The 14,082-nt window shown below is 65.2% G+C and carries 1 protein-coding gene; it reads right to left on the bottom strand.

Annotated features, from left to right (window positions below):
- On the bottom strand, positions 1-14,082 hold a 14,082-nt coding region (locus tag JZ791_RS40590), incomplete at both ends, for a hypothetical protein (RefSeq protein WP_216902702.1).

The raw sequence follows: 14,082 nt of genomic DNA, 5'->3' as shown, positions 1-14,082 counted from the left end.
GTGCTGGGGACGAGGATTCGGCGATGGTGGTGGTCGAGTGCGGATTCGGGGTGGTGGCTTCGGCCATTGGGGTGGGTGCGGGGACGGCAAGGTAATAGTGTTCGTGGTCGTTGAGGACGGGGACAGGTGCGCGTTCGTCGGTGACTCCGGAGAAAAGGGATGTCGAGATGCCCTGATCGGTGACGGCGTAGGCCGTGAGTGGCTGGTCGAATAGTTTTGCTGCCGTGTGCAGGACGTGATCCGCCGCCAGGTTGTGCTCGTAGTTGCCGATGTTCCGGAGGCTGTTGATGTCTTCCGCTGTTACGCCGTATGTCGAGAGTGCTTCGGACTGCGCGTGCATCTCGTTGGTGATACCAATCCGAAGGCCCTGAATGCGGCGGGCGAGGGCTTCGCCGGTGAAGTGCGCGTCCGGGAACACGATGGCATGCAGGAGGTGGAACATGCAGTCTCGATCGGGTGGCGCGGACAGCCACCGTGGCCGGTCTACGGCGGGGTTCCCTGTACTGAAACGAGTTTCGACGAAAACTCCTCCGTACGTCGAGTAGTCCTTGATCTCGCCCTGGGACAGCACGTCGTGCCCCGGACCGATCCCGAGCCGGTCCGCCTCGGCTATCCAGTCGGCCAGTGCTGTCTCGAGATCGGTGATCGGGTCGCTCGGCGGCGAGAGGAAATCGTTGTCGGTTGCAGGGGCGATAGCGTTGGCGGCATTGACCTTTCCTTCGTCCTGCTCGGATACATTGTCGGCCTTGGGTTTTGCAACATCCTCTGTCTCGGTCGTGTCATTGGTGTCGGCTTTGTCTTTGGTGGCTTTGTCCTTGCCGGTCAGATCCTCGGTGCTGCGCAGCTCGATCTGGGCGATGACCGTGAAGTTCCCGCCGGGCCCGCGCACATCGACGCGGGCCAAGCCGCGGTGGAGATTACTGGCCATTCCGGTGATGGCGGCCTTGTCCTTCGCGGGGCCGACGCGCAGGAGTTCGCGGCGGTAGGTGGTCACGTCGCCGCGCTGTCCTCGATCGCCCTGCTCACCGAGGAGGGCGGCGGTCATCGAGCCGGTGGTGTTGTTGTCCGCGGTCATACTGCTTCTGAGCGTGCCGGATACGGTGGGGCCGACTGCGGTGTCCACGGTCGACTGGGAACCGTCGGTCGAAACCTCGAAGCCGTGACCGGCGATGGTGACGCTGGTGCTGTCGATAACGAGGTCGTGCAGCGAGATCTTCAGGGAGACATCGCCCTTGGGAGTCCTGGCGAACAGCGAATCCGGAGCGGACCCCGAGGGCAGGAAGCTCAGAAAGCGGGCCGCGGCGGCGGGTAGCACGACAGTGAAGTCGTTGTGCCGGACCACGGTGTTCAACTGGGCGTACAGGGCTTCGGAGGAGCGGCCGATGGGGGTGCGGCCGCGCAGCCCGGCAGCGCGGAGGGCTGCGGCGAGTTGTTCGGCGCCACCGAAATGCTGGATCTGGAAGGGCCTGGTCGGCACCTTGGCCGGCACGGAGATCCGCGCCTCCAGGGTGGCGGGGAGTGCGACCACACCGGTCGGGGAGTCGCTCGCGGAGAACATCCGGGGCCGGATGCTGGGTAGTGCGCGGGGAGTGGCTTCGCGTTCGTGTTGTGTCTCGGTGGTGTGGAAGCGCAGATCGACACTGCCGTCCAGAGATTCGGTCGTGCGCCAACTTCCCGGCGTCCGGATGAGTCCGTGGCCCTGGGCCAGCAGGAGCAGGCGGTACCCGACCAGGAGCAGCAGCAGAATAGTGGGGAGCAGCTCGACAGCCCGAGCGGCGACGCCGAAGGCGCCGATCGTGCTGCGCACCAGAAAGTACATCAGCAGGGCGCTGTTGACGCCCGCGGCGGGTTTCCACGTGACCGTGACGGTGTACTTGTAGGGGACGTTGGGGAACGTGGTGGTGTTGTTACCGCTGTTCCATGTGCGCTGATCGCGGGTGGAATTCAGGGTATCGCTCTTGGCCAGCACATTCTTGAAGGCGATGGTGAGAGCCAGGCGCTGCTGCGCGCTGAGCTGGCCGCCGGGACCGATGGTGAACTGGTCGTTGCCGCTGTCGGTCCGGCTGACGCTGGTGGCGCCCGGCAGGGTCCGGCTCTTACCGAGGAGGGCCCGCAGAACAGCCGTGATGGCGTCGTTTTTCCGGGGGCCCTGCCGGGCGCTGCTGCCATCGCCCGTGGCATGGGTGCTGACGGTGTCCAGCGTGGTCGTGCTGGCGTCGTCCTGCCTGCCGCGTACCGCGTCGAGTTTCGTGTCATCGGGGACGGCGCTGAACTCGACCTCGATCGTTCCGGGAGCGAGCAGGGAACGGGTCTCGACACTGAATCCGACGCTTCCGTCGCGCCCGTGATTGACCAGGGTTCGCAGGGCGAGGGTGGTGGTGTGCTCGGTCAGGCGGGGGGCGACGGTGGCCAGGTAGTTGGGTGTTCCGGGGGTGGTGACGCCCGGCACGAATTTCTCGATGAGCCCGAGGGCCCTGTTGTACAGGGCGTCGCGACCGCCCTCCAGGTCGACCTGAACGGCGGAGCCCAGACCGAGGTCGTGGGTTTCGCGGAAGGTGCGGGGTAGGACGCGATCGAGCGGCGCCGCGTCCGCGATCTCCCCGCCTTTACCGCCGAGGGCGTTGCCCGCGGTGCTGTTCCTGACGAGCTCGAGCAGGTCGGGGTGATCCTTCAGATCGTTGTGCTGCAGGAGGAACTCCACGCCGTTCGGGATTTCGAGGACGTGGGTGGCCTCGTGGTGGCCGACGTCCATGACCCCGGTGACCGCGTTGCGGTGGCCGGTGCGGACCGTGACCACGTGGACGATCTTTCCGGTGAACCAGCTGACGCGGCCACCGTAATCGGAAGTGACGCGCAGGATGTCGGTGTTGTCGGCGGCGGCGGAGGAATCCGTGTGGGCGGACTGACGCTGATAGCCGAGGTTGCCGATGCCGGCATGGTCGGTGGTCTTGCCCCTGTAGAAGGTGAGGGAGGGGAAATTGAGCTGGTAGCCCTTTTGATCACCCTCGCCGTGGCTCGAGAGATCGCTGGTCTCCAGCCAGTTTTCGCCGTCCATCGTCGGCGGTTCCGGTTGCACTTCGACATCGGTGATATAGCTGCTGATCTCCGCGACGGCTTCGATACCGTCCGGTTCGATCCCGTCCGTGCTGCCATAGGTGTTGATCGGGATGCGGTAGGTATCACGGAGGAACAGCGCCGCTCTGGAGAGCAGGTGGTGCGTTGATACCGCGGTGTGCAGGGCCTGGTGACCCAGCGACTCCGGTTTCGCGATCGACTCGCCGAAGGCCTTGCGCCCCACCCACCGGCCCGCGCTCGTGCCGGCCAAACGCTTGCCCACTGCCGACAGATAGCCGGCCACCGATGAGTTCTCCGGTGCCGTTCGCCGGACCCGTGGCTGGTGGTACAGCGGGAGTTCGTGCTCCTCGTCGACAGGTCCGCGGCGGTTCCGGACGACGGCTTGCTCCGGCTCGGCGGGCATCTGAATCACGAAGTCGCCGGATGCTCCGGCGTTACCGGGTGAGCTGGTCCGGCCGACGTCGGCGGGATTCGTGCCGGCGGCTTCGATGAGGTCCAGGATGAGCTGCTTGATTTCCTTGCTGCCGGCGACGCGCAGCGGACGGGCGGTCTCGGGCAGCTGTAGAACGCCCTGTGCGATGGTGACGCGTTGTCCGCCGGGCGTCCGGCCGAACTTCTGGGCGAGGCGGTTGCTGTCCTCGGCGGTGAGATCGCGAGGACGTACCGCTGTGGGAATGGGCGCCTCGGTGGGTTTCTCGGTGAGGTGATAGGTGGGGACGGCCATGCGAACGAAGCCGGCATTGGTTCTCGGAGGGGGAGCTCTGCCGTGACTGTGGCTGAGCTTCATCGTGTGGATGAGGGGAACCCGGAACGTTCCGGTGCCGTTCGAGCCGGGGCTGAACAGGTAGATCTCCTCGGCGGTGACGGAACCGTGATCGTCGGTCGTTGGTTTCTGGCTTGTCGCGACCGCCGACCCGCCGAGTGATTGCAGCCAGGTGCCGCCGGTGCTGTTGGCCAGATTCGTGCCGGTGCCGCTGAGACCGGCGTTCAACGCGAATGGCGTTGTGCTGGCTTGCTGATCGCCGTTGGTGACGGTGTGGGTGTAGGGCATCGTCTGGATTCCCGCGAGCATCCGCTCGTGGACGACCCCCTCGTGCGGGCGCTCGGAGTTTCGGTAGTCGCGCCTGGTGGTGAAATTGGCCCCGACACGCTGAAGGCCGGTCTTGGTACGGAGTTGGAACCACACGGGTGCGCCGTCCTCGATCATCTCGTCCACCATGGCGCGCTGTGCGAGCAGGCCCTCGAGCTCGTCGAGCTTGCGCCTGTTGTTCAGGCGGTCCTCGTCGACGGCGGCCTGGGTAAGCTTGTCGAGCAGACCCGGGCGGCGGTCGGACGGGAGGAAACCGTGTTCGTCCAGCCAGGTCCGCAGGCCATCGATCAGCGGCTGGAGGCCGTCGACCTCGAGCGGGGTGGTTTCCAGCCCGAGCTGCCGCATGTGCAGGATCGAGGGCGGCAGGAACAGGGTTCTGACTTCCTTGCCATCGACGGCGCTGCCGAGAGCCTCGAGCGAGGGCACCATCATTTCGACCGGATAGCCTTGGTCGCCGGTCAGATTCGTGTTCTGCGCCGGCTCGGCGGGCAGGCCGTTGGGCCGGACGAGTTGAGCCCGGAAGACCGCGTGCGGCGTCACATTCAGCGCACCCTCCTTGGACTGCGCCAACCGCAGGGAATGCGCGGTGCCGGCATTGCCGCCGGTGCCGAGGGTGTTGCTGCTCTGGGAGGTCACCGTGCCCGTGGGGCCGATGGTGCCGCCGCGCGGTGCGATGCCGGTCGCGGAGTCGGTTTCGCCGGAACCCAGGCCGAAGGGCAGCGTCGCGCCCCCGCCGAGCGCGTTGAGGATTGTGGAATTGGTCTGCATCCGCAGCATGCGCAGCACATAGGACTCGAGGACGGAATTCGTCATGGTGTGGCCGGTGGGCGTGTCCCCGCCGACCATGTCGGCGATGCGCAAGCGCAGATAACCGATCGCTTCACCCGACGATGTGTAGAGAGTCGGGGTGGCCGCCCAGCCGCCCCACATCAGCGGAATGAGGCTGCGAATGTTGCCTTCGGTAAAGAATTCCTCCAGCTGATCGCGGGAGTCGGTGGACAGATCGGCGAAATGATCGTCGAATGCGGTCAGGATGTCCTCGTGAAGATTGTCGGCGTTCGGTATTCCGATCGGTCCATGCAAGGGAAGTTCGGTTCGCAGACGATTCATCGGTGCGGGCACGGTGGCGGGATTTTTCGGGTCGGCCACCGGCAACTCGCCGCCATAGACCGCGTAGTCGGGCTGCCAGACCTGCATCGGGTGTCGCGGCTTGCCGGTGGTCAAGTCGGTCCAAGCACCCCCGGTGCGACGTCCCTGCCAGAGCCCGTCGTAATCGACGAGGGTGGAAGGTCCTTTACTGCGGACCTTGATGATCGCCTGGTTCACCACGGAGAGCAGGACGTTGTATCCCAACTGGTTGACGACCGTGTTCAGTTGCGGTGTGAGCGTCGTACTCTTCCACACGCCGCGGAGCATGTCGGTGACGTGGGACAACGCCCACGAGGAGGCCCGGTAGTTCGTGTTGCCGCCGGTATCGGGAGTCTCCAGGGCGCCGTACGCCCAGCGCTGGATGCCCATCACCGCACCGTTCACATCATCGGCCACATCGAGGAATCGCAGCGACAGACGCAACGAAACCGGCTTCCACTGTCCCTTGTAGGAGACACGCAGGGGCATGCCGGATTCGGTCAGCAGGCGTTTCCAGTCGCTGGACAGCAGACGGCGGGTCAGCTCTCGACCGACCTCCGCGCGGAACGCCTCGTCCGGTTCATCGCCGTCCTGCACCAGGCGGACAGCCTCCTCCGTCAGCCAGTCCACCAGCTCTTTCGGAACCGCGAGGGTGTTGTTCAATCCCTCGCCGCCGTTACGGTGCGACCCGAATTCCCGGACCGGACGACTGACCTTGTGCGGCGGTGCGCCGTCGACGGTGAGTAGTTGGTTCTCTACCGCGGCCATCTGCCACGGGGTGGCGAACTGCCGCAGCTGGCTGGTGGCCTCCTCCAGGGCGGCCGTGGCCTGTTCGAGGCTCGCCGTGGTCCGGTCGAGTTGGGGATCATGGGCCGATTCGGCGGCCCGGTGCGCGGATTCGGCTGCCGTATGGGCCGCGGCGGTTTTCCGATGCTTGATGATCAGTGTCTTGACGCGCGGGTTCGGCGCGGTGCTGAGGTAGTCCTCGGGGGAGACATAGGTCGTGGCCGAGCCGGGAGTTCCGCCGTTTTCCCGGCCGAGATCGGGATTGCCGCTGCGGGCGGCGCGAGCGTCGATCTGGTCGTTGACTCGGATCGAGTAGGCCGGGCCGCCACTCTTCCTGACCTGTAGCCCGCCGATGATTTCGGCGTCCCCGACGAAGCCGAGATCGACGCCGCTCGAGGACAATGTCTCGCGAATGTCGATGGCCTTGTCGACCGGGACGATATCGACGCCGCGGCCCGCCACCTTGTTGGCGATGATGATCTTTCCGAGTCCGCCGCCGCGGTCGAAGATCTTCAGCAGTTCCTCGTGGGCTTTTTCCTCGCCGCCGTGTGAGGCCATCCACGCGGCGTCCACCAGTTCGAACTCGACCGTGACGCCCCGAGCCTCGGCCTCTTGCTCGAGCGCGGCAGCCAGTCGACCGGCGTCGGCGTTGTCCAGGGCCACGGCCAGTTGCGGTGCGCCGCGTTGTTCGAGCTTGCCCTCGGAATTCGTGACGAACGCGCCGGGTGTCCATATCGGTTTTCCGGTTTTCCGGTCCTTGCCGAAGTCTCCGTCGAACAGGACCTTGGCCATATGTGCGTGCTTCTCGTCGCGGTTGGCGAAATGCCGGTCCTCCGGGCGGGTCAGCCGCGAGGTGAAGAATCGCTCCACCTTCGCTATCGGCCCGGTGCCGAATTTTTCGGCCAGGTAATTCTCGACGCCCCGGGGCGTCTTCTCCGTTGCGGTCAGCAAGGTGCCGGACATGCCCCTGACCGTGAAGAGTGCGCCGCTGAACAGTTGCTTGGCCGTGATGCCGATCGAATATTTCGGATCCGCTCTGATATTACTGTCGTCGCCCCCGCCGTGCTTGATTTCCAGATACTTGGCGAATCCGTGCCATCGGCTGGAAATACTCTTGTCCGGGTCGGTCAGGACCTGATCATTTGTTTTCGATGCGATGATCTCGATCTCATGTTTGTCGTTGACGCGATAGTCCGAGTCTTCGCGCGGTCCCCACTGGGCCTGTGCGGCGAAGGCGTACTCCTGCGCATCTTCCTCGGTGATCTCCCGCTGGCGCATTGCATTCAGCTTGCCTCGGCCGGCCGGCGTCAACTTCGAATCGAACATTCCGGGTATTTCGGGATTCTTCTGGAAATCGACGGGCTCCAGGCCGTATTCTGCCACGGCTCGCTGAAAATCGGTCCAGATCGCTTTCGCGTTCGCCACGAACTCGGGCGTGGGCGGCTCGTCGGAATCGGCGGACACAATGTATTGGGTATTGCCGTCGACCAGGGTGTCGAGTTCGTCGAATATCAGATCGCCCCTCGGGAACGGATCGAAGCGAGTCCCCACTTCATTGGCCTCTGCCGCCGCGTCGAGGAGCTCCTTGTAATCGTCGAAGTTCCGCGCGTTGTCCAGGTCGCGTCGGAGGTCTGCGAGATACTCTTCCGGAACGCCGGCGTTGTCCAGATCGTCGAGCATCGACTTTGCTACTTCGGATGCCCGGAAACCGTAGTTCGCTTCGGTGCCGATCACGATCATCGGTTCCCCGTCCACCGCTTCCGGGAATTTCTCGTCCTGCTTCAGGTGGTAGGTTTTTATATTGAAACTCCGTCCACCGATCAGCTTCAGGAACTCTTTCTCTATGTGTTTCACCAATGGATCGCTGCTGGTGGTGAAGTAGGCCAGGCCCTTGTCCAGGGCCGTGCGCACCGATCGGAGAACGGCGATCATCTCTTTGCCTTCGCCGGTGGACACCTCGGCCGAGACGTGCTCGAGCAGCAGATCCGCCATGATCTGGGTGAACCGCGGCACTTTGCCCGTGACTCGGCGGTTCAGCTCGGTGAGCGCCGCATATCCGGCCCGTTTCTCCGCCGCGTCCGCTCGGGCTCTCGAGCTGTTCGTGATCGCCTTTTCCAGCTCCGCGTCGGGGAGTTCGGTCAGCGGACCCGACTTTTCCTGGGGCTTTCCGGGGCCGGCCAGGAGTTCGTAATACTCCAGGAATGCGTTGGCCGCTGCCTTGGCCGCGTGCTCCAGTTCGTGTGCCAGCGGCTCGAAGGTTTCGTCTCTGCTGATCTGCCCGGCCTGGTATGCCTCCCACCGCTGCGATCCGGCCGTTCGTATCGCCGCGACGAGCTCGTCCACCACGTTCGCGGCTGTTGCGAGGTGTTCGGATGTCGCCCCTTCGTAGGCGGTTCGTGCGGCCGTGACGTCATCCCGTTGGGTGGTGCTGTCGGGGTGTTCGGATGTCGCGTTGCGCAGCGCCTCCGCGACGGCCGCGACCCGCTTCCGGGACTCGTCGATCCGGGTGATCTGGGCTCGGCGCTCCTGTGCGGCAAGGTCTTCCGCGGCGGCGACGCGTTGTAGTGTCCGCGCGCGCGTATCCACGGTGGTCGGGTCCCCGGAGCGGGTGACGGGGTTCTGCTGCGGGGGTGCGCGATCGTGGTGAGTGGGTGTGGCATCGTCGGTCACGGGGTCGGACTGTGGCTCAGTGAGTGCGCGCTCCCAGGGTTCCGCGGGCATGAGGATGGCCGAGTGAATGTTGCTGTCCTCGGCCAACTTCCGCAGCTCGTCTCGGGTGAGGTGACGTTGCGGCCCCTCGACCCCGTCGGTGGTCTCGCGGACGACGGCGTTGTCCTGGCTTGTGAATTCGGCTGTGGTGTACGACGTGTGGTTGCTGAACGACAGCATGGATCCGGTGGGATCTTCTTTGCCGGAAAGCCAGTGGGTAAGTTCGTCTTTGGTGAGATTTCGGATCAGCTCGCCGTGGGTGTCGTCGTCGTGCGTGGCGTGGTCGGTGGAGTCGGCCGGCTCGGCGTGGCTGTCGGTCGAGTGCTCGGCGGGGATGACGGTGACCGATTCGATTCGCCTGTTGTCGATCAGGTTCAGCAGGTGGTCGTGGGTGGTGGAGGGGTGTGGTGAGACCTCGCCCTTGCTGTTGGTGTCGTGCACGGAGACCGTGCCGTGACCGGTGAGGAGGACGGTGGTGGCCAGCTCTCCGTCGGTGAACTGGAGGTGGGTTCCGACCCGGGCTTGGTCGGTGGACAGCCAGGTGGGGAGTTGGCTGGTCGCGAGTGTGCTGGTGTCGGTGGATGTCGGCTGCGGCGCCGTAACACCGAGGGTGCTCGGGGTCTGTGCACCGAGTATGGGTGCGGGATTGCTGTTGTTTTTGCGGTGCGGGGCCAGTAGTTGTTCTTCGGCTCGGCGTTGCAACCTCGGCGTGGTCTCCTCCCGCAACACTCGCACGGCTTGCGTGACGCGCTCGTCGGCCTCGTCGAGGGCGTCCTTCGCCTCGTGCGAGGGGGAACTCTCGTACGCGGTGGCAGCTTGGTCGCGCTCGTGCACCGCGTTCAGATACTGGGTGATCTCGCGGGTGGCTTGCGCGTCTTCGATTTCGGTGTGGTAATCCTCGGGGGAGACGTACATTTTCGCGGATCCGGGTGTGCCGCCGTTTACTCGGTCTTCGCCGGATCCGCCGCGGGCGGAGCGCCAGATCGCCTGCAGCAATACCCGCACCGAAAATGCCGGGCCGCCACTGATGTTGGTCAGGACGCCGCCGAGGTCTTTCGCTTCGTCGGTGGGTTTGGGGTCGGTGCCGCGGGCGCCTGATTTATTGATGAACATGATGGCGCCGGGTTTGCCGAACGTCGCGACGAGGTCGGCGGCGGCGCGTTCGGCGGTATCCCCGCCACCGTGCTCCTCGTGCCAGCGGGCATCGATCGCGGCGTAGTCGAGTTTCACCCCGTCGGCGATCGTGAGCCCGTTTTCCTGCGCGTGCTGTTTCATGCGCTGGTCCACGATCGCATCGACCCAGTCGGTGATTCCGCGCTCGTGGGCTTGTTTCTCGTGCCAGTGATTCAGCGTGGTTCTGGTTTCCTCGACGGTGCGGCCGCCGCCGGGGGCGTCGACCACCATCTCCGTCACGCGCTCGCCGGCGCCGCGGATATCCCCGTTGTCGAGCATGATGTTCCATTGCGGGCGGCCGTTCTGCTCGATACCCACGATCGTGTTGTCCCGCACGGTGAACGAGATTTTCGTGTTGTCGACCACATCGGCGGCCATGCCCTGCAGCTTGGTCTCACGGTTGTCGAACTCCGCCCGCTCCTGCATGAGCAGTTTCGAATCGTAGTAGCGGGGAATTTCCGGGACGCCGAAGTAGTCGCCGCGGGTGTCGTGGGCGCCGCCCCAGCCGTCGTAGATGGCGTCTTCGACCTCTTTGGCCGTGCCAGACACGCCTTTCGGGTTTTTCAGGAAGCGGCTGCCGATCCACTGGTTCAACTGCATCGTCAGCGAGTCGGCCGGGTTGTCGCCGCGCACCGTCACCCCTTGGACGACGTCGAGGTATCGGCCCAGTTCCTGCAGCCGTGTCTCGGTTGATTTGTCGCGATCCCAGGACAGTTTGTCGGTGGTCTTCGAATTGATCAGCATCACCTTGTCATAGGCGCGGGAAGTGTTGAAGTCGGTGTCGCGACGCAGTCCCCAGCGGGTCAACGCGAACTGGGTGTAATGCTTCATCTCGGCGAGGACCGATTCCCGATCCCCGGTCGCCGCGGTCAGCTTGTCGATCGCCTCGCGGCTCATCTGTGAATGCCACAACCCCCGCGTATTGTCCGGCCTGCCGAAATCCTTGTCGGCCAAGCCGTGTTCGAGCACTGCGATACGGAAGTTGTCGTAGATGTTCCGCAAGTGCGCGACGGTCGCGGGGTCGGCGTCTTCGCGGGCGCCGGGGGACAGAATGGCTTGCTGATTGCCGTCGAAGACGGTGTCGACCTCGTCGAAGCTGCCCACCCCCTCCGGGATCGGCCGGAATTGTCGCGGGGCCCCGTGCTCGTCACGCACGCCGTACTTCTCGGCTACCGCGTTCAAACGTTGTTCCAGCTCGTTGACGTGCGGTTGGGTGCGCACCCACGCCCGCAGCTCCCCGACCTCGTCGGCCGGGGCCCCTTTGTCCTTGATCGCGGTGACCATCGCGTCCGATTCGCGCAGTCCGGCGAACAGCACCCCGTCCTTGGTGCCTACCACCAGCAGGTTGCGGCCCTCGTCGAGGGCTTTCCAGCCCGATTGCGGGAACGGGTCGTTCTCCGGCAGTTTCACCAGATCAACCCCTGCGTCCGCGTGATGGGTTCCCACGTAGTGGCCGACCTCGTCGATCATGTCGACCACCAGTGGGTCGCTGCTGGTCAGCATGTGCGCCACGCCGTGCACGCGGGCGGTGCGGTAGCCGTCCATGACCATCTGCAGCGTCTTGCCCTCCCCACCCTTCATATCCGCGGGCCCGAACTCGGTCAGCACGTACGCCAGCATCTGGGTCTCGCGCGGTGTGCGCCGCTTCTCCGGGTCCGGGTGGGGATCACGCCGAGTCATCCACTCCGGCATCGCCGCTGCCCGCTCTTCGGGACTCCCGTCGCGCACCATCCGATCAACCTCGTGATCGGTCGCGCCGCGCCCGATCGCCGGGTCGGTTTCGGTGGTCTCGCGCAACACCTCGTCGCGATAGACGAATGCCGCCTTCTGCACCGCGTCCGCGGCCTCGAGCGCCTTGCGCGAAGCCGCCCGCATCGCGGCCCTCCGGTCCGCCAGCCCCGCCTCGTAGGCGTCGCGGTCCGGGGTTTTCGCCTTCCCCACACCCGCCAGCCGCTCCTTGATCACCCCCCGCATCACGGACTTGAACTCTCCCTCCGCCCGCGAGTACGCCGCCTCTCTATCCCGCAGCTCGTCGTGGAGGTCGCGCACCCGCGACCGGACTGCGGCATCGGACTCGCTCAGCGCCTTGCGCCAGGCGCGGGATCGCTGCGTGACCTTCCACCGCGCCCGCCTTCCCGGCGCCACGGTCTTGCGTTCGGTGCGTGCCTGCTCCAGCTTTCCGGTGCGATCATCGGCGGCCCGCAGTAGCGCCTCATGCTCGACAAGCGCGTTCTTCAGATTCTTCTGACGCTGACCGACTTCCGCGTGCAGCCGCTCGAGGTATGCCTGTCGCGGTTCGTTGCCGCCCCGTGCCTGCTCGTACCGGTCCCTGCTGTCCTGCAACGCCTTTCTGGCGGACTCGACCTCGCGCTGGGAGGCTTCGATGGTTTCGTCGAGTTTGCCTTTCAGGCCGGCTTCGAGCTCTGCTTTCGCTGTCTCGTGGGTAGCTCTGGCGTCCTTCACCCCCTCGGCCGCCGCATGCAGATTGTCGCGGGCGGTGTCGATCCGCTCCTCGGTGGCCGCACGCATGCGCACCGCATCCTGTTCCGCGGCGGCGATTCTGGCCTCCGACTCCGCCCGCAACGCCTCGTACCGCTCCTGCACTGCGTGCTGTACTGCCGCTTCGTGCTCGGCTCGCGCGGAATCGACTGCGGCGCGGGCGTCGTCCAACGCTCTCCGCGCTTGCGCCGTGGCCGGGTCCTGCGTCGTGTGCTCGTCGCTGTCGGCTCGGGTGTCTGCCGGTGCGGTCTCGGCTTCCGTATGCCTGGCTTGGTCATTGGCGTTCGGCTGGTCGGATCTTCGCTGATCGCGGCGGGTCTCGGCGGCAGCGAACTCGGTGCGACTGGCATCCAGGTTTTCCTGTGCCCGCTCGAGTTGCCTGCGTGCGGCAACCACGCGCGCATCGGTGGTGGCTTCGTCCGCCAGCCGTGCCCGCAGTGCCGCCTCGCGCGGATCCATCTCACCGGTCTGTCCGGCATCCTTGTCGCCTGTATCCGAGGAGTCGGCTCGGGTGTCTTGTGTGGAAATTGCGGCGTCGGTGGTGCTCGCGGTCTTGGTGGGATCGGTTGTCGGCGTGTCGTGGTCGTCGGATTGTGTTGAGGGTGTGTTGGTTTCGTCGGTTATGGTGTTTCGTGTGGCAGCCGGCGGCTCATTTTCGGTGGTTTGCTCGATACCGGTCCTGTTGTCTGTGTTCGAGGAGTCGGTGCGCGTGTCGTGTGTGGAGATCGCGGCGTCGGTGGTGCCGGCGATCCTGGTGGGATCGGTCGTTGGTGTGTCGTGCTCGTCGTATTCTGTTGTGGGCATGTCGGTTTCGTCAGCCGCGGTGTTTGGTGTGCTGGTGGGTGCCTCATTTTCGGTGGTTTGCTCGATACCGGTCCTGTTGTCTGTGTTCGAGGAGTCGGTGCGCGTGTCGTGTGTGGAAATTGCGGCGTCGGTGGTGTTCGCTATCCCGGTAGGGTCGGTCGTTGGCGTGTCGCGGTCATCGGATTGTGTTGTCGGTGTGCCGGTTTCGTCAGTCGCGGGGTTGTCGGTGGTGCTCGTGGTCCTGATAGGGTCGGTCGGTGGGGTGTCGTGGCTGTTGGATTGTGTTGTGGGTGTGCCGGTTTCGTTGGTTGCGGTGTTTCTTGTAGCGGCGGGGGGCTCATCCGAGACCGGTCTGCCGGCGTAGTCCAGGTGGCGGAAGTTCTCGGTGCGTTCGACGCTGGCCAGGTCTTTGTCGAGTAGGTCGGTCACGCGGGTGCGGTCGGAGTCGTAGAGGCCAGAGTGGTCGGTGACGTATTCGATGACGCCGCGGTGGACTTCGATGGTTGCGGCGACGTGGACGCCGAGTTTGTCGAAGGCTTGGTGGGTACGGACCCAGCCGAGGTCGGGGGCGATGTAGTGGTTGCCGTTGCCGTCGCTGACCAGCAGGTGCCCGCGGGTGCGGGTGGGCCATTTGGTGGCCGGGTGGTCGGGGGTGTGGACGGGTTTGCCGGTATGCGCCGAGTACAGCTTGTCGTTGTGCGGGACGACGCGGTATCTCTCGGCGAGTTTCGTGGTGAGGTAGTGGGGTTCGGGGAAGCCGGTATCAGTGTGGTCGGGGTTGGTGGTTGTGGTGCGCGGGTTGCGGCGCAGGGGCAAGG

The sequence above is a fragment of the Nocardia alni genome (genome assembly GCF_019038435.1).
Taxonomy (GTDB): Bacteria; Actinomycetota; Actinomycetes; order Mycobacteriales; family Mycobacteriaceae; genus Nocardia; species Nocardia alni.
The sequence above is the reverse complement of the archived record's forward strand: the minus strand, read 5'-3'. Positions and strand labels throughout refer to the sequence as shown.